At 41.9% G+C, this 15,428-nt stretch carries 24 protein-coding genes and 1 pseudogene; all 25 read right to left on the reverse strand.

From position 1 onward, the window contains the following. Nucleotides 1-69: 69 nt before the first annotated feature. The 25 genes and pseudogenes from IAR63_RS02155 to IAR63_RS02275 all read right to left on the reverse strand — a co-directional run bounded on the left by IAR63_RS02155 (nt 70) and on the right by IAR63_RS02275 (nt 15,278). Nucleotides 70-957, reverse strand: coding sequence for an NAD-dependent epimerase/dehydratase family protein (locus tag IAR63_RS02155; RefSeq protein ID WP_187706416.1), 888 nt, complete (start codon nt 955-957; stop codon nt 70-72). Then, nucleotides 954-2,180 carry a class I SAM-dependent methyltransferase gene (locus tag IAR63_RS02160; protein ID WP_187706417.1) on the reverse strand — a complete coding sequence of 409 codons (1,227 nt, stop codon included), beginning with the start codon at nt 2,178-2,180 and terminating at the stop codon, nt 954-956. The genes IAR63_RS02155 and IAR63_RS02160 overlap by 4 nt, the downstream gene beginning before the upstream one ends. Beyond that, nucleotides 2,177-2,728, reverse strand: a complete 552-nt coding sequence (locus tag IAR63_RS02165; RefSeq protein ID WP_187706418.1) for a dTDP-4-dehydrorhamnose 3,5-epimerase family protein — start codon at nt 2,726-2,728, stop codon at nt 2,177-2,179. Before IAR63_RS02165 ends, IAR63_RS02160 begins: the two co-directional genes overlap by 4 nt. Continuing rightward, the gene (rfbG, locus tag IAR63_RS02170) at nt 2,725-3,816 is read right to left on the reverse strand and encodes a CDP-glucose 4,6-dehydratase (protein ID WP_187706419.1); all 1,092 of its coding nucleotides are present in this window, start codon (nt 3,814-3,816) and stop codon (nt 2,725-2,727) included. Before rfbG ends, IAR63_RS02165 begins: the two co-directional genes overlap by 4 nt. Further along, on the reverse strand, nt 3,817-4,587 hold the full coding sequence (gene rfbF, locus IAR63_RS02175; RefSeq protein WP_187706420.1) for a glucose-1-phosphate cytidylyltransferase: 771 nt from the start codon (nt 4,585-4,587) through the stop codon (nt 3,817-3,819). A 167-nt stretch (nt 4,588-4,754) separates the two neighbouring features. After that, nucleotides 4,755-5,081 (reverse strand): FAD-dependent oxidoreductase, encoded by a 327-nt coding sequence (locus IAR63_RS18610; protein WP_187706421.1) that lies wholly within the window; start codon nt 5,079-5,081, stop codon nt 4,755-4,757. 17 nt (nt 5,082-5,098) lie between these two features. Next, nucleotides 5,099-5,434: an FAD-dependent oxidoreductase gene (locus IAR63_RS18615; protein ID WP_187706422.1), complete on the reverse strand. Its 336-nt coding sequence runs from the start codon at nt 5,432-5,434 to the stop codon at nt 5,099-5,101. Nucleotides 5,435-6,489: 1,055 nt separating this feature from the next. Then, nucleotides 6,490-6,726 (reverse strand): DUF2442 domain-containing protein, encoded by a 237-nt coding sequence (locus IAR63_RS02190; RefSeq protein WP_235678330.1) that lies wholly within the window; start codon nt 6,724-6,726, stop codon nt 6,490-6,492. A gap of 26 nt (nt 6,727-6,752) precedes the next feature. Beyond that, nucleotides 6,753-7,727, reverse strand: a complete 975-nt coding sequence (locus tag IAR63_RS18290; RefSeq protein WP_187706423.1) for a DUF4351 domain-containing protein — start codon at nt 7,725-7,727, stop codon at nt 6,753-6,755. A gap of 6 nt (nt 7,728-7,733) precedes the next feature. Further along, on the reverse strand, nt 7,734-7,937 hold the full coding sequence (locus tag IAR63_RS02200; protein ID WP_141304001.1) for a hypothetical protein: 204 nt from the start codon (nt 7,935-7,937) through the stop codon (nt 7,734-7,736). 81 nt (nt 7,938-8,018) lie between these two features. Next, complete coding sequence (locus IAR63_RS18295; protein WP_187706424.1) at nt 8,019-8,969, reverse strand: DUF4351 domain-containing protein; 951 nt, start codon at nt 8,967-8,969, stop codon at nt 8,019-8,021. A 6-nt stretch (nt 8,970-8,975) separates the two neighbouring features. Next, complete coding sequence (locus IAR63_RS02210) at nt 8,976-9,179, reverse strand: hypothetical protein (protein WP_141304010.1); 204 nt, start codon at nt 9,177-9,179, stop codon at nt 8,976-8,978. A gap of 81 nt (nt 9,180-9,260) precedes the next feature. Beyond that, the gene (locus IAR63_RS02215) at nt 9,261-9,941 is read right to left on the reverse strand and encodes a DUF4351 domain-containing protein (RefSeq protein WP_187706425.1); all 681 of its coding nucleotides are present in this window, start codon (nt 9,939-9,941) and stop codon (nt 9,261-9,263) included. 600 nt (nt 9,942-10,541) lie between these two features. After that, nucleotides 10,542-10,826: a DUF2442 domain-containing protein gene (locus IAR63_RS02220; protein ID WP_006277523.1), complete on the reverse strand. Its 285-nt coding sequence runs from the start codon at nt 10,824-10,826 to the stop codon at nt 10,542-10,544. Then, complete coding sequence (locus tag IAR63_RS02225; RefSeq protein WP_187706426.1) at nt 10,810-10,998, reverse strand: DUF4160 domain-containing protein; 189 nt, start codon at nt 10,996-10,998, stop codon at nt 10,810-10,812. Before IAR63_RS02225 ends, IAR63_RS02220 begins: the two co-directional genes overlap by 17 nt. A 176-nt stretch (nt 10,999-11,174) precedes the next feature. After that, nucleotides 11,175-11,603 (reverse strand): DUF29 domain-containing protein, encoded by a 429-nt coding sequence (locus IAR63_RS02230; RefSeq protein ID WP_187706427.1) that lies wholly within the window; start codon nt 11,601-11,603, stop codon nt 11,175-11,177. 206 nt (nt 11,604-11,809) lie between these two features. Continuing rightward, a complete protein-coding gene (locus tag IAR63_RS18300) occupies nt 11,810-12,832 on the reverse strand; it encodes a DUF4351 domain-containing protein (RefSeq protein ID WP_187706428.1) in 1,023 nt (340 codons plus the stop codon). Between the two features lie 6 nt (nt 12,833-12,838). Next, nucleotides 12,839-13,057 carry a hypothetical protein gene (locus IAR63_RS02240; protein WP_057176829.1) on the reverse strand — a complete coding sequence of 73 codons (219 nt, stop codon included), beginning with the start codon at nt 13,055-13,057 and terminating at the stop codon, nt 12,839-12,841. Then, nucleotides 13,038-13,247, reverse strand: coding sequence for a type II toxin-antitoxin system HicB family antitoxin (locus IAR63_RS02245; RefSeq protein ID WP_096547342.1), 210 nt, complete (start codon nt 13,245-13,247; stop codon nt 13,038-13,040). The genes IAR63_RS02240 and IAR63_RS02245 overlap by 20 nt, the downstream gene beginning before the upstream one ends. Continuing rightward, nucleotides 13,244-13,336: pseudogene (locus IAR63_RS18685) on the reverse strand (hypothetical protein); the annotation flags it as partial. The pseudogene IAR63_RS18685 and the gene IAR63_RS02245, both read right to left, overlap by 4 nt. A 546-nt stretch (nt 13,337-13,882) precedes the next feature. Continuing rightward, nucleotides 13,883-14,020, reverse strand: a complete 138-nt coding sequence (locus tag IAR63_RS18770) for a hypothetical protein (protein WP_187707328.1) — start codon at nt 14,018-14,020, stop codon at nt 13,883-13,885. Between the two features lie 7 nt (nt 14,021-14,027). Then, on the reverse strand, nt 14,028-14,363 hold the full coding sequence (locus IAR63_RS02260) for a type II toxin-antitoxin system VapC family toxin (RefSeq protein WP_187706429.1): 336 nt from the start codon (nt 14,361-14,363) through the stop codon (nt 14,028-14,030). Continuing rightward, nucleotides 14,360-14,575, reverse strand: a complete 216-nt coding sequence (locus IAR63_RS02265) for a hypothetical protein (protein ID WP_168357620.1) — start codon at nt 14,573-14,575, stop codon at nt 14,360-14,362. Before IAR63_RS02265 ends, IAR63_RS02260 begins: the two co-directional genes overlap by 4 nt. A gap of 69 nt (nt 14,576-14,644) precedes the next feature. Continuing rightward, the gene (locus tag IAR63_RS02270; protein ID WP_082604623.1) at nt 14,645-14,806 is read right to left on the reverse strand and encodes a glycosyltransferase family 2 protein; all 162 of its coding nucleotides are present in this window, start codon (nt 14,804-14,806) and stop codon (nt 14,645-14,647) included. 319 nt (nt 14,807-15,125) lie between these two features. Continuing rightward, entirely contained in the window at nt 15,126-15,278 is a 153-nt protein-coding gene (locus tag IAR63_RS02275) for a hypothetical protein (RefSeq protein WP_187706430.1), read from the reverse strand. Nucleotides 15,279-15,428: the final 150 nt, after the last annotated feature.

The following is a 15,428-nucleotide window of genomic DNA, read 5'->3' on the forward strand; positions in this document are numbered from 1 at the left end:
GGGAAGTTTCAACCCAACTACCAGTTTTTATTTGGAGCAAATTTAACAGAATATTAAATTTTTTATACCTTACAATTCAGTTAAATTACTAACATAAACGTTGAGACTTTCCCAAATGTTATATTCAGGCAACCAACCTTGTGATACAAGGGACTGATTGTCCCCTAACAAAAAATAATCTGGGTAAAGAGAACTGTCAGCTTCAACCATAAGCAGGTCAATATTTCTATTGAGCATCACTCCAATCTTTTGGATCACCTCAGACAATTGAGTTGGTTTTCCAGAACAAATATTAAAAACTCCAGAGCTTTCCTGCGCAACTAAAAAAACTAATCCGTCAGCAACTATTTCAACAGGTAAAATATCTCGCCACTGGTGAACACGAATGGGAAAGGGGGGACGCAATCCTGATAAAGCATGGGTAATTGAAGGAATAAGTCTTTGGGAACTTTCCCCTAGACCAAATGGCAGAAAAATTCTGCCCCACGCTAGTGGTACACTTTGCAGGGCGCAAATTTTCTCGGACATGCGTCGGGCACAGTCCTTGGCAGTACCATATAAGGTAGATGGCCGACTAGGAGTCTTTACTTCATGACAATAACCAAAAGACCAATCATATTCCGCGCATGAACCTGCCACAACAACTCGCTTACCTCCTTGGTTGACAAACGCATTAACTAGATGAACTGTTGCATCGCACCAATTTAGGTTTAGTGGAGATGTCCAATATTTTCCATGTTCAGCATACCAAGCTAAATGTAGCAAATGAGATGGTTTATATTCTGAGATCCAGTGATGATTTTTTTCCTGTAGTAGGTCTACTGGCAAAAACGACAACTTTTGACCTGGTAAAGGAGCAGAACGTCCAACAGCTAAAACATCGTACCCATTGGAGACTAAAGCGTTAACTACATGACGACCAATAAAACCCGTTGCTCCTGTAACAGCAATTCTCATACCACCTCTAGTTTTGGTACTGCAGTAACAAACTTTGCTCCCCATTCGCGCACATAATCAAGCTGATTCACAATTTCATTCTTTAAATTCCAGGGTAAAACAACTATATAATCTGGTTTAGCATCTTTCAAATAACCCTCATTCACAATTGGTATGCGACTTCCAGGCATAAATTTCCCCTGCTTCGCCGGATTTCTATCTACCACAAAAGGAATTAAGTTGGGACGCACCCCTGCATAGTTCATCAATGTGTTACCCTTTGCTGCAGCACCATAGGCAGCTATTTTCTTGTTTTGACGCTTAGCTTCTAATAAGAAGAACAAAAAATCCCTACTAATTTCATCTGCTTTCTCCTGAAAGCCCTGATAATAAGCAGCTGTTTTAATTCCAACTTTTGACTCCCGCTCCAAAAACTCGCCCACCCTGGGAGAAACATCATAATAATTTCTGTCAGCTCTTTGTGCAAACACTCGCAAACTACCTCCATGGGTATCCAGTTCTTCCACGTCAAAAACACAAAGACCATGGCTTTGAAAAAGCCCCACCACTGTGGTAAAGGAAAGGTAGGAAAAATGCTCGTGATAGATTGTATCAAACTGACTTTGATTAATCAAATTGACTAAATGAGGAAACTCAAAGGTGGCTACCCCTTCAGGTTTTAGCAAGGTGGCAAAACTGGCGGCAAAATCATTAATATCTGGTACATGAGCCAGAACATTGTTAGCTATCATCAAGTCAGCTTGCTTACCCTGTTCAACTAACCGTTTAGCTAAGTTCAGGTCAAAAAACTCTTCTATGGTCTCAATACCCTTTAGTTTAGCCGCAGCAGCAGTACTAGCCGTTGGTTCAATACCAAAACAAGGAATACGCTCCTTTTGAACATACTGTAACAAGTACCCATCATTAGAGGCTACCTCTACCACGCAGCTGTTTTCATTTAGTCCCAACAGCGATACCATCTTGCTAACATACCGCTCTGAGTGATCTAGCCAGTAGCGAGAGAATGAACTAAAGTAGGCATACTCATCATTAAACAACTCGGCTGAACGGGAGTAAACTTCCGCTTGTACTAACCAACAATTGCCACACACCATTACCTTCAAAGGAAACCACTTCTCTGGACGACGCAGTGTTAAAGTGCTTAAATAAGCATTAGATGGTGGAGCACTTCCCAAATCAATTAGGGGTATTGTGACATGTGAACCACAGTGACGGCATTTCATACGATAAGACCCTGGAAATTTTCAGAAAGTAGTGGGTGAGATTTGTCCCGCTGGGAAATGGTAGTTACTCCCATTGGCCACGAAATATTCAGTAGTGGATCGTTGTAAAGTAATCCCCCTTGATGATTAGGTTGATATGGAGCAGTGTTCAAGTATAACATTTCTGTCCCAGCTTCCAAAACCTGGAAAGCATGACCACAACCTTCAGGAATTACTATCATGTCACCATTTTCTCCCGACAATTCCGCAGAGAACCAATGGAGAAATGTTGCTGATCCCTGCCGTAAATCCACTGCCACATCCCAAATCTTTCCACGAGTGCAACGGATAAATTTCATCTCACTATGGGGAGAACACTGGAAGTGTATTCCTCTAATAGCCCCTACATCTTCAGTTTTGGATACATTCACTTGACTAATGGTTCTGTTTTCTAAAACTGATTTTAGTTCCTCATTACAAAAGCCACGGTAAAAGTAGCCTCGCTCATCTATAAATGGAATAGTTTTGACTATCCACACCCCAGCAATAGGGGTAGTCAGAATTTTCATAGAACACTTGCGTAGGAGTGAGTTTTTTGATAGCCAGCAATTTGCCACAAAGAAAAGTCACGCATATCCTTACCTTCTAGCCAGGCTCGGTGCCAATCTACGGTAGCTTGCAGTGCTTGTTTAACTGTCCATTGGGGATTCCATCCCAGCTCAGTACGTACACGACTGATGTCAAGTCTTAACAGTCCAGCTTCATGGGGGTGGTTTTTATTCTTGTCTACGTCAACTGTTGCATTGTTACCCCAAAGATGAGCAATGGTTTTGGCAACTTCTCCCACTGTTGCATCACCTCGATCATCTGGACCGAAATTCCAAGCAGATGCATATCGATTACTTTCTGAACTCATCAGTTTTTCCGCCAGAAGTATATAACCTGAAATTGGCTCTAGCACGTGCTGCCAAGGACGTACTGCTTGAGGTGAACGTAAAACCACAGGTTCTCCACTCTGAAAAGCTCTCAGGCAATCCGGTACTAAACGATCTGTTGACCAGTCTCCACCACCTATAACATTACCGGCTCTCGCTGTGCCCAGTGCTATATCTTTCTCTGAGTTAACATGGTTAAAAAAGGAATTGCGATAAGCAGCTGCTACCAACTCCGCACAAGCCTTACTGCTACTATACGGGTCATATCCACCCAGTGCCTCAGTTTCTCTATACCCCCAGACCCATTCCCGATTTTCATAGCATTTGTCAGAAGTAATGTTTACCACAGCACGCACTGTTTGTGTCTGGCGGATAGACTCCAGTAGGTTTACTGTACCCATTACATTTGTGGCAAATGTGTACACGGGTAACTTGTAAGACTCTCTTACTAATGGTTGGGCTGCTAGATGAAATACCACCTCTGGAGAGAAATCTTCTACCACTTGCTTCAGGGTACTTAAGTCTTGAATATCCCCTATCACAGAGGTCATGTCACTATCAATTTTAGCTAGACTAAATAAATTGGGATGAGTATGGGGATCTAAGGCATACCCAATGACTTTGGCACCCATAGACTGAAGACACAAACATAGCCAACCACCTTTAAAACCAGTGTGACCCGTTACCAAAACCCGCTTTCCTTGCCAAAGACTTGTATCCATTTACCAGACCCTCCATGGAGCTTGCCCAGAACGCCACAAATCCTCTAACATATTTTTGTCTCTTAAAGTGTCCATTGGATGCCAAAATCCATGGTGGTAAAATGCGCCCAACTGATTTTTGTTAGCTATTAGGGGAAGGGTATCACTTTCCCAACTGCTGCTATCCCCTTCTATTAGGTTGAGTACTTGTGGTTCTAAAATAAAGAAACCTCCATTGATCCAGCCCCCCTCTCCTTGAGGTTTTTCTAAAAAATTCATTACTAATCCTTCATGGTTGATATTTAAAGCACCATATCTACCCGGTGGTTGCACTGCTGTCACCGTGGCCCATAAACCACCCTTCTGATGGTGGTTGATCAATCTTCCTATATCAATATCACTGACCCCATCTCCGTATGTAAAGCAAAACGCTTCATTGCTTATATAATCCTTAACTCTTTTCAATCTTCCACCCGTAAGAGTTTTTTCACCCGTGTCTACCAAAGTTACCCGCCACGGCTCTGCATGTCTATGATGCACTTGCATCTCATTCATCTGCATGTCAAAAGTCACATCAGACATGTGTAAAAAGTAGTTTGCAAAATACTCCTTAATTACATAACCTTTGTATCCACAACAAACTATAAAGTCATGCACTCCGTAGGCTGAGTATAACTTCATGATGTGCCAGAGGATTGGGCGATCGCCGATTTCAATCATGGGTTTTGGTTTTAAGTGAGTTTCCTCGCTCAGTCGAGTGCCATACCCCCCCGCCAGAATAACTGCTTTCATATTCTGAATTCTTTTACTTAAAGTTTATTATTAGAAAGTAGTAACTTTGATGGTGCAGGCTTAATTGCTTTAAAATTGACTGGTTTTTTTTGTAATTGATTATAAGTTGGGTTAACAAAAACTAACATCTGTTTTATCAATTATGGTATGTGTGAGTTTGTTTTAAATCAAGAACGCGATCGCCAGTCTGTTTTGCACCTACTGCTTAGTGCTAACCTGTCAGACTGTAAACCGGCACAAACCACTAAAAACTTAGAAGACCAGGTGTGATGATCACTGATGACTTCCACACCAGAAGAATTGACCACCATATCCTTCACCGATTCACCCAAGAAGATTTCCGCACCTGCTTCCCGGATTTTTTCCCCATACCTAATAGCCACAGCCTTGTAATCCACAATACCAGTTTGAGGAACTCTAATTCCCCGTAAACCCACACAATGAGGTTCAACCTCAGAAATTTCCTGGGAGCTTAACCACCGTATTCCCTCCAACTAGCTATTACCCTGTGCTAAAGCATTTCTAATTGGGGGAGTTCCTTCTCGCTAGTAGCGACCACTACCTTACCGCAAATTTCATGCGGGATTTCTTCATCTTGACAAAAAGTCAAGAGCTGGCGATAGCCTGCTATACAGTTAAGAGCTTTTAGGGAACCGGGACGATAATAGAGACCGGAGTGAATGACACCGCTATTATTGCCAGTTTGATGTTTAGCTAGGGTGGATTCTTTTTCCAGGAGGACTAATCGGAGATCGGGGCGAGATTGCAAAATACGGAGGGCGGTAGCCAAACCGACAATACCACCTCCCACTATTAAGATGTCACAGGATTTGTCTATATGGGTCATTGTAGCTTGGGTTGAGAAAAACCAAATGGGAGATCGCTGGGAGATCGCTTTTTAGTAAGAGGGGGATGCGATTGGGAAGGAATTACCCGTGTGGTTGGGCTAACCCAAGCCTGGAGACTGTCCGTGGGGGAGACTGGGAATCAATTCCCGGTCTCAAAGCTCAAGTCGGTTGAACCCGACCGGTTTTGTCGTAGGTAATCGTAGGTTGGGTTGAGGCACGAAACCCAACAAACCAACGGGATATATATAAATGCGACTTCAAAGCACCCCCTAGGGGCGATTGCGAAGCACTCCTTACAGGAGCTCGCCAGAGAATTAACCGTGATTGGGTTGAATTAACCCAAGCCTGGAGACTGTCCGTGGGGGAGACCGGGAATCAATTCCCGGTCTCAAAGCTCAAGTCGGTTTTAACCGACTAGTTTTACCGTGGGTGATTATGGTGTATGTGAATTTGTTTCAAATTAAAAGGGCGATTGCAAAGCACTCGCGAGATCACCCGTTGTAGACATTGTGACCGATTACACATCCAGTTGATTGCCATTTTGGATATCAACTTGTGGTCTTAGATCATCGGTTAAAACCGACTGGTTTTGCCGTGGGTGATTATTGGTTATAGGTTAGAATTAAGACAGAAAATCCATGCCACTCGACTCTCTTAGCTGTGGGTGAGTCTGGTTGGTACGAACTGAGATCATGTAGACCGTCAAAGCTCTGCACCTTATGATTTAGCTTGTATTTTATTTGGATACGAGGCAATTAATTACCCCATGCCAGAATGATATCAGATTTGTTGCATAAGTCAAGAAGCTATAGGGATTAATTTACATTTCTTTACAAACCTGATGGTTTAACATTACAGATTTCGATTACACATCGGGTCAACCGGTTTTGACCCCCTCAACAGCGTTGTTTATATGAATTTATTTCAAATTAAAAGGGCGATTGGGAAGCACTCCCTATGGGCGATCGCCAGTCTGTTTTGCACACACTGCTGTTAACTACCACCCCCGAGGTCTAAATTTATCGTCATTGAGATAGAAGTGTTACTGGCTAAATTATGGTATATGTGAGTTTGTTGTATCTATTATCAGATACCGTTCCAATCCATCCGGTGCCAAATCTTCCCCTTCAGGCCAGCAAATCCCCCCTAGTGTATCTATCTGAGCCTGACGAAAATAACGAGGACTCTTTAGACGCCAGTAACGCTCTCGGGTTTGAATTAATTTTTCCAGGGAAAGCCTCATCTCTTGCCCATTTTCAAAGATGACCTGCAAAGGGCGATTGCTTCGCAATCGCTCGTTGTAGACACTGTAACCGATTACACATCCAGTTGATTGCCATTTTGGATATCAACTTGTGGTTTTAGATCATTGGATTTTTCTGCGTCTTTTAACCACGCTTCTAAATCAGAAATCTGTCTAAAATCCAGTAAAGATTCACCCATTGCTTCTAATTGCTCTAGTGATAGTCTGTTTATCCTTTCCACCACAGGTGACTCGATTCCATCAAACTTGTGATTCAGCAACAGTAATATTATCTTTCGCTGTCCTTCTTGTCTTCCTTCTTGTCTTCCACGTTGTTCTCCTCGAAGTTCGCCTTCCTGAAGACCTTTCTGAAGACCTTCCTGAAGACCTTCCTTAAGAATTTCGTTGTACCAGGGCGATTCACGTAATACCGTCATGTCCCACCTCATCATTTGTTGTACTAAAGGGATATCAAATACAAAGCTAGCAAAAAAAGACAACAACGGCTCCAAATCCCCCAACACTTGATTCTTGCGAAGATTGAGTAGAGCCTGACGCAGATTTACCTCACTATTACCCCCCTTCAAAATTGGGACAAACGGTAGCAAGGAAGACAGATTTTGCTCAAACACCGTCTCCGCCTCAATCTCCCACAAATTAATCACCCGATAGTCCTGATAGGCCCTACAACCCATAATTTCGGACTCATAACGGCTGCGAATTATCTCCGTCGGCCCAGGTTGAAGAATATTGACGACCACTGGATAGACTAGTAGCCCATACTTTTCCTCTACTAGAGCAGCATAAGCTCGCATCCTTCGGGGCATCTTAGCATCATGGCGCAGTTGTAGCTCATTCAGTAGAATAAAATCGCCACACTCAGGACTATGGGCCTTGAGCAAAACATCACTTTCCCGCTCGATCCATTGAAGTTCACTGTTAATAATTTCCTGAACTTTGATCGTTTTATCCCCCGTGACCCAACGCCCCCAAGCTTGTGGACTAAGTCCAATTAAACGTTTACCGCCAATATCTGATTTTTTTACCATAAACAATCACACAATGGATTTTTCTGCGTCTTTTAACCATGCTTCTAAATCAGAAATCTGTCTAAAATCCAGTAAAGATTCAGCTTCTGCATTTTGCAACAGTTCCTTACCTATCTCCTCTTCATTCGTTCCTAACAACTGTAACAAGGTTACATTAGGACTTAGGTTTTGCCTTTCCCTCAAATCCGTCAGGTAACTCCGCACCCACATTATAACCTGGACTGGGCAAAATCAACAAACCTTGCCACGGGCGATTGCTTCGCAATCGCTCGTTGTAGACACTGTAACCGATTACACATCCAGTTGATTGCCATTTTGGATATCAACTTGTGGTTTTAGATCATTGGATTTTTCTGCGTCTTTTAACCACGCTTCTAAATCAGAAATCTGTCTAAAATCCAGTAAAGATTCACCCATTGCTTCTAATTGCTCTAGTGATAGTCTGTTTATCCTTTCCACCACAGGTGACTCGATTCCATCAAACTTGTGATTCAGCAACAGTAATATTATCTTTCGCTGTCCTTCTTGTCTTCCTTCTTGTCTTCCTTCCTGAAGACCTTTCTGAAGACCTTTCTGAAGACCTTCCTTAAGAATTTCGTTGTACCAGGGCGATTCACGTAATACCGTCATGTCCCACCTCATCATTTGTTGTACTAAAGGGATATCAAATACAAAGCTAGCAAAAAAAGACAACAACGGCTCCAAATCCCCCAACACTTGATTCTTGCGAAGATTGAGTAGAGCCTGACGCAGATTTACCTCACTATTACCCCCTTTCAAAATTGGGACAAACGGTAGCAAGGAAGACAGATTTTGCTCAAACACCGTCTCCGCCTCAATCTCCCACAAATTAATCACCCGATAGTCCTGATAGGCCCTACAACCCATAATTTCGGACTCATAACGGCTGCGAATTATCTCCGTCGGCCCAGGTTGAAGAATATTGACGACCACTGGATAGACTAGTAGCCCATACTTTTCCTCTACTAGAGCAGCATAAGCTCGCATTCGTCGGGGCATCTTAGCATCATGGCGCAGTTGTAGCTCATTCAGTAGAATAAAATCGCCACACTCAGGACTATGGGCCTTGAGCAAAACATCACTTTCCCGCTCGATCCATTGAAGTTCACTGTTAATAATTTCCTGAACTTTGATCGTTTTATCCCCCGTGACCCAACGCCCCCAAGCTTGTGGACTAAGTCCAATTAAACGTTTACCGCCAATATCTGATTTTTTTACCATAAATAATCACACAATGGATTTTTCTGCGTCTTTTAACCATGCTTCTAAATCAGAAACCTGTCTAAAATCCAGTAAAGATTCAGCTTCTGCATTTTGCAACAGTTCCTTACCTATCTCCTCTTCATTCGTTCCTAACAACTGTAACAAGGTTACATTAGGACTTAGGTTTTGCCTTTCCCTCAAATCCGTCAGGTAACTCCGCACCCACATTATAACCTGGACTGGGCAAAATCAACAAACCTTGCCACGGGCGATTGCTTCGCAATCGCTCGTTGTAGACACTGTAACCGATTACACATCCAGTTGATTGCCATTTTGGATATCAACTTGTGGTTTTAGATCATTGGATTTTTCTGCGTCTTTTAACCATGCTTCTAAATCAGAAATCTGTTTAAAATCCAGTAAAGATTCACCCATTGCTTCTAATTGCTCTAATGATAGTCTGTTTATCCTTTCCACCACAGGTAACTCAATTCCATCAAACTTGTGATTCAGCAACAGTAATATTATCTTTCGCTGTCCTTCTTGTCTTCCACGTTGTTCTCCTCGAAGTTCGCCTTCCTGAAGACCTTCTTGTCTCACTTTTTCTATATCTTGCTGGTACAGTGGTGCTAACCTCATAATTAACTCCTTATCTTCCCTTTCTTCAGCTTTTCCACTTTGCTCCAAGTTTTGTCTCAAAGTATATAGCAATTCTAGCACCTTTCTTCGTAATGGGTGATCTTCTGTCAGTTTTTCTAACTGATCAATTGCTTTTGTTCGTACTTTCCCCCTTCCCAATATTCTTAGCCATAATGTTTCCGGCGTGTTTGGTAAGTGGTGAATCGCTACAATCTTTGTCCTCAGACTTTTTCCTAAATGGTACAGTCTAACTTCTCCTGGAACTCGCTTAGAAGATTCTATTTCTCCATAGGGCCTGAGTATTTCCTCTAAGTAGTCCTTGGCAAATTGGTCGTGAATGAATCGGGTCATTCTCTTAATCTTCCTTGTTCTTTCCTCTCAAAATTTCTTTGTGTCACCCATTAAGCGATCGCAGTTTATTTTAAACTCGTATTTGGTACACAAGTCAAGAGAATATGGTGCTTAATTTACATTTCTTTGCAAGGCTGATGGCTTATTACACATAGGGTGAGCTGGTTTCTACACCACCCAACATTTGTTTCAAATTAAAAGGGCGATTAGGAAGCACTCCCTATGGGCCGTTCCAGCCACTGGTGTTAATTACCACCCTCGAGGTCTAAATTTATCGTCATTGAGAATGACTAAATTATCTCCCGACTGCCCAATTACAAATAATCCCTTCCGATAAGCATAACGAGAAACATCCAAGGGATTAATTTACATTTCTTTACAAACCTGATGGTTTAACATTACAGATTTCGATTACACATCGGGTCAACCGGTTTTGACCCCCTCAACAGCGTTGTTTATATGAATTTATTTCAAATTAAAAGGGCGATTGGGAAGCACTCCCTATGGGCGATCGCCAGTCTGTTTTGCACACACTGCTGTTAACTACCACCCCCGAGGTCTAAATTTATCGTCATTGAGATAGAAGTGTTACTGGCTAAATTATGGTATATGTGAGTTTGTTGTATCTATTATCAGATACCGTTCCAATCCATCCGGTGCCAAATCTTCCCCTTCAGGCCAGCAAATCCCCCCTAGTGTATCTATCTGAGCCTGACGAAAATAACGAGGACTCTTTAGACGCCAGTAACGCTCTCGGGTTTGAATTAATTTTTCCAGGGAAAGCCTCATCTCTTGCCCATTTTCAAAGATGACCTGCAAACGAAAACCATCCAAAGGAACTACCTTTATCGCTTTTAGCCAGGGAGTTTTAATCTGAGAGTTCATGCCATTTCTCCAGTAATTCTACTTGATTATTCAGTATAAATATTTTGATTTTTTTTGCTTGAGCAGGGGGCATCTCCCCCGCTAGAGGTTCACCGTCTTCAAGGCTAAATGAACCGGCAAAATCTCCATACATGGCATGACAATGAGGTATCCCATGGTCATCCATGTACATATAAATGGAAATTCCAAAGAAAAAAGCGACTCGCGGCATTGTCAAATTCTCGCTACTAGGTTCAATTATTATCACATATTACGCACCGGGTTTTCCATAAAAAACCAAAACATTTTTATTCCAGCTTCAATTAAACTTAGGTACGTCTGAGTAAGTTTCTAAGAGATAGGAATAACTCAATCGGGTAAAAATATATCCCTCAGCAATTGTTCTGGACTATAGGGGCAATCTTTAGGATAATTAGACAGGCCTGCTTCCCGCTTAGCATTTATTACTGCCAAGGGATAGGCTGACAAAATGATATCCGATACGATGGGTTTTAGACTGGGGTTTTCTTGCAAAAGCTTGCCTAACCGCAGGCGTTGTTCTTGGATGGTCAACTGCCAACTCTGAGATCTGAGATTGGGCTGATAGTGCCACTTTAGCAGATGCATGATGAGCACCTCCAGGCGAGTGGCAAGCTGGCGTTTTTCTGAACGACCCATTGCTTCGATTTCTTCAGCGAGATTCATCCAGTCTAAGAAACTCGCTTGCCGTTGTCGCAGAAGTTCTGCCTGCTGGCTTGCCCAAGCATAAAAGTCGGCTTCATAATTGATAATCTCCATCGTGTATACCTCAAAAATGGCAGGTCGCCTCGCTCGCCATATTAGTATCTAATTAAGTATAACACTTGGTAGGTTGAGTTTAAAACGAATCCCACTTCATGAACGGTTTAAAAGGGCGATTGCGAAGCACTCGCACTTGCGAGATCGCGAAGCACTCCTTACAGGAGATCTGCTTTGCGATCGCTCGTTGTAGACACTGTAACCGATTACACATCCAGTTGATTGCCATTTTGGATATCAACTTGTGGTTTTAGATCATTGGATTTTTCTGCGTCTTTTAACCACGCTTCTAAATCAGAAATCTGTCTAAAATCCAGTAAAGATTCACCCATTGCTTCTAATTGCTCTAGTGATAGTCTGTTTATCCTTTCCACCACAGGTGACTCGATTCCATCAAACTTGTGATTCAGCAACAGTAATATTATCTTTCGCTGTCCTTCTTGTCTTCCTTCTTGTCTTCCTTCTTGTCTTCCTTCCTGAAGACCTTCTTGTCTTCCACGTTGTTCTCCTCGAAGTTCGCCTTCCTGAAGACCTTCCTGACGACCTTTCTGAAGACCTTCCTGAAGACCTTCCTTAAGAATTTCGTTGTACCAGGGCGATTCACGTAATACCGTCATGTCCCACCTCATCATTTGTTGTACTAAAGGGATATCAAATACAAAGCTAGCAAAAAAAGACAACAACGGCTCCAAATCCCCCAACACTTGATTCTTGCGAAGATTGAGTAGAGCCTGACGCAGATTTACCTCACTATTACCCCCCTTCAAAATTGGGACAAACGGTAGCAAGGAAGACAGATTTTGCTCAAACACCGTCTCCGCCTCAATCTCCCACAAATTAATCACCCGATAGTCCTGATAGGCCCTACAACCCATAATTTCGGACTCATAACGGCTGCGAATTATCTCCGTCGGCCCAGGTTGAAGAATATTGACGACCACTGGATAGACTAGTAGCCCATACTTTTCCTCTACTAGAGCAGCATAAGCTCGCATTCGTCGGGGCATCTTAGCATCATGGCGCAGTTGTAGCTCATTCAGTAGAATAAAATCGCCACACTCAGGACTATGGGCCTTGAGCAAAACATCACTTTCCCGCTCGATCCATTGAAGTTCACTGTTAATAATTTCCTGAACTTTGATCGTTTTATCCCCCGTGACCCAACGCCCCCAAGCTTGTGGACTAAGTCCAATTAAACGTTTACCGCCAATATCTGATTTTTTTACCATAAACAATCACACAATGGATTTTTCTGCGTCTTTTAACCATGCTTCTAAATCAGAAATCTGTCTAAAATCCAGTAAAGATTCAGCTTCTGCATTTTGCAACAGTTCCTTACCTATCTCCTCTTCATTCGTTCCTAACAACTGTAACAAGGTTACATTGATTGTTTGAATGTAAGGATTCAGGTCTGAACTGGAGGTATTAGGGATATTATTTTTGTAATAATTCAAAGAACATTTCTTTTTTTAAACTTTCAAGATACAATTCAATAGCTTCTGTAATATTATCAATTGTTTCTTCAAAAGTGTCTCCTTGAGAATGACAGCCTTTCAGAATCGGGCAAAAAGCATGATAGCCTCCATGTTCTTCCTTTTCGAGAATCACGGTGTAATTGTAAATTTGTTTGCTGTTGTTGTTCATATATATTTTTTACTTGAACTGGTTTGAGCGCAAAATATTTTGGGTAAATCTCGAATTTGTCGTACCAGCTGATTTAATTCTTGGGGTTCTAAGGAGGCCTGATGCTCCGGACTAGGGAGAGTGCGATCGCCAACGAATTACCCGTGATTATTCGTTATAGTTTAAAATTGAGACAGAGACATCCTACCGCTAGCCACCTAGGTAGATGAGTCTACTTGGTACGAACTGAGATCATATAGACCGTCAAAGCTCTGCACCTTATGGTTTAGTTTATATTTCATTTAGAAACAGGAGGAACAATTACCTCATGCCAGTATAATATCATAACTTGTTGCATAAATAAACCAAGGATTGCGATTATTTTACATTTCTTTACATCATTGGGAGATCCCCAAGGAATTACTCGTCATTGTTTAAATTAACCCTTACCTGGAGACTGTCTGTGGGGGAAAGCTCAAGTGGGTTAAACCCGACTGGTTTTGTCGTGGGTAATCGTAGGTTGGGTTGAGGCACGAAACCCAACAAACCAACAGGATATATATAAGTGCGATTGCGAAGCACTCCTTACAGGAGATTGCGAAGCTCAAGTCGGTTGAAACCGACTGGTTTTGTCGTGGGTGATTATTGGTTATAGGTTAAAATTGAGACAGAAAAACCCTCGAACGCGATACTACCGCACCCGCACCCACTACAACTCCATTTCCTAAAGTAACACCTGGTAGGATAATAGCTCTATAGGCAATCCAAACGCCATCGCTTTTTATGTATGATATGTCTACTTCAAGGAAACTTTTGGTGAACTAAACTACTGGCTACAATCAATCGATCTGCTGGATCACCATGAAAATTCCCTGGTAATCTAGTTGACAGCACCGCAATTTCTGGTGTTAAAGCTAACAGTTGAATTTTTGGATGTTGAAGTGCGAGATTTATCCAAATTTGGACATCCATTGATAAACCAATTCTATTTTTGGCAACCAGCATTGCTAATTCCCAGCAACTAATTGCAGCAATGCCAATGATATCAGCTTTGTTAATGGCTTCAGTAGCTTGTACCGAAAGATTTTTAGATTCTGTTATCCACCAAATCCAAGCATGGGTATCAAGAATAATCATCTCTCAACATCCCACGTTTCATCAATGGGGCTAATAATATCTTTTTCATAGATGATACTATTCTTGAGTGGGTTATTTGCGAACCAGCTAATTTCATTGTTAGCCACAGGTATGGGATGTTTAAGTGCCATCACAATACGATACACTACGTTAATGGTAAAATCATCGATGTAATCCAGTTCCAGTTTGAGTTTTTCTCGATCAGTAATCATTTTTCTATGCTTATTAGTATCGGTTGGTAGCTCATATTAGCTATTTTTGAGTTACGGTATTTAATTATTTTAGCTGGATTGCCAACAGCGATCGCTTGAACCATCATCTGATAGTAAAATCTCATAAGGGGCTTGGGTTTGTTCAAGACAAGAAGATATTGTGGTGCGAATAAATTTTTCAGCATTGTAAGTGGGAATACAAATACTTATTTTCAGTGCGTTATTGTGCATTGTAAATTGTAAAAATTTTGTTAATTTTTCAATCAAAGTAACCAAGGAAAGTAGGTTCTTGCGCCTGTTTTATGGAGAATTAGTCGCCATATTCTCCCGCTCCAATATACTCTTACACATCAGCTTAGCTGATTTCGACTCCGCTCAACCACAGGAGTTGTTTATACGAGTTCATTTTAAATCAAAATGGCGATTGCGAAGCACTCCTTAATCGACATGGTGGGATGAGAGGGACAAAGCTTCCGGAATTAGGCAATATTCACAACAACCATTGGCGCGATCGCCCACTATTCGCCGCAGGGACGCATAAATATAGCTTTTACTCATCCTTCTTAAGTTTAAGGAGGGCTTGAGCTTTTGCTAGTCGCACAAGATGCTCTATAAATTCGTATTGTTGCCAAAGACGCTGCTCGTCGTTGTTTAAACTCTGAGTGCGATTTTTTTCCAGGAGGATTTCAACTTCAGTTTGCACTGGAGGTGATCAAATTTATTTATCTACCCTACCACTCGACTCTTATAGCTACTTGGGTGGTTGGGTCGAGTTGGTACGAACTGAGATCATGTAGACCGTCAAAGCTCAGCACCTTATGAAGTTTATATTTCATTTGGATATGGGCGGGAT

Source organism: Cylindrospermopsis curvispora GIHE-G1 (genome assembly GCF_014489415.1).
GTDB classification, from domain to species: Bacteria; Cyanobacteriota; Cyanobacteriia; order Cyanobacteriales; family Nostocaceae; genus Raphidiopsis; species Raphidiopsis curvispora_A.

Excerpts from the sequence above, each read along its gene's own strand:
- IAR63_RS02155 (WP_187706416.1), bottom strand. The coding sequence starts at position 957 with ATGAGAATTGCTGTTACAGGAGCAACGGGTTTTATTGGTCGTCATGTA.
- IAR63_RS02160 (WP_187706417.1), bottom strand. The coding sequence starts at position 2,180 with ATGAAATGCCGTCACTGTGGTTCACATGTCACAATACCCCTAATTGAT.
- IAR63_RS02165 (WP_187706418.1), bottom strand. The coding sequence starts at position 2,728 with ATGAAAATTCTGACTACCCCTATTGCTGGGGTGTGGATAGTCAAAACT.
- rfbG (WP_187706419.1), bottom strand. The coding sequence starts at position 3,816 with ATGGATACAAGTCTTTGGCAAGGAAAGCGGGTTTTGGTAACGGGTCAC.
- rfbF (WP_187706420.1), bottom strand. The coding sequence starts at position 4,587 with ATGAAAGCAGTTATTCTGGCGGGGGGGTATGGCACTCGACTGAGCGAG.
- IAR63_RS18615 (WP_187706422.1), bottom strand. The coding sequence starts at position 5,434 with ATGACCCATATAGACAAATCCTGTGACATCTTAATAGTGGGAGGTGGT.
- IAR63_RS18290 (WP_187706423.1), bottom strand. The coding sequence starts at position 7,727 with ATGGTAAAAAAATCAGATATTGGCGGTAAACGTTTAATTGGACTTAGT.
- IAR63_RS02200 (WP_141304001.1), bottom strand. The coding sequence starts at position 7,937 with ATGTGGGTGCGGAGTTACCTGACGGATTTGAGGGAAAGGCAAAACCTA.
- IAR63_RS18295 (WP_187706424.1), bottom strand. The coding sequence starts at position 8,969 with ATGGTAAAAAAATCAGATATTGGCGGTAAACGTTTAATTGGACTTAGT.
- IAR63_RS02210 (WP_141304010.1), bottom strand. The coding sequence starts at position 9,179 with ATGTGGGTGCGGAGTTACCTGACGGATTTGAGGGAAAGGCAAAACCTA.
- IAR63_RS02215 (WP_187706425.1), bottom strand. The coding sequence starts at position 9,941 with ATGACCCGATTCATTCACGACCAATTTGCCAAGGACTACTTAGAGGAA.
- IAR63_RS02220 (WP_006277523.1), bottom strand. The coding sequence starts at position 10,826 with ATGAACTCTCAGATTAAAACTCCCTGGCTAAAAGCGATAAAGGTAGTT.
- IAR63_RS02225 (WP_187706426.1), bottom strand. The coding sequence starts at position 10,998 with ATGTACATGGATGACCATGGGATACCTCATTGTCATGCCATGTATGGA.
- IAR63_RS02230 (WP_187706427.1), bottom strand. The coding sequence starts at position 11,603 with ATGGAGATTATCAATTATGAAGCCGACTTTTATGCTTGGGCAAGCCAG.
- IAR63_RS18300 (WP_187706428.1), bottom strand. The coding sequence starts at position 12,832 with ATGGTAAAAAAATCAGATATTGGCGGTAAACGTTTAATTGGACTTAGT.
- IAR63_RS02245 (WP_096547342.1), bottom strand. The coding sequence starts at position 13,247 with ATGAACAACAACAGCAAACAAATTTACAATTACACCGTGATTCTCGAA.
- IAR63_RS02260 (WP_187706429.1), bottom strand. The coding sequence starts at position 14,363 with ATGATTATTCTTGATACCCATGCTTGGATTTGGTGGATAACAGAATCT.
- IAR63_RS02265 (WP_168357620.1), bottom strand. The coding sequence starts at position 14,575 with ATGATTACTGATCGAGAAAAACTCAAACTGGAACTGGATTACATCGAT.
- IAR63_RS02270 (WP_082604623.1), bottom strand. The coding sequence starts at position 14,806 with ATGCACAATAACGCACTGAAAATAAGTATTTGTATTCCCACTTACAAT.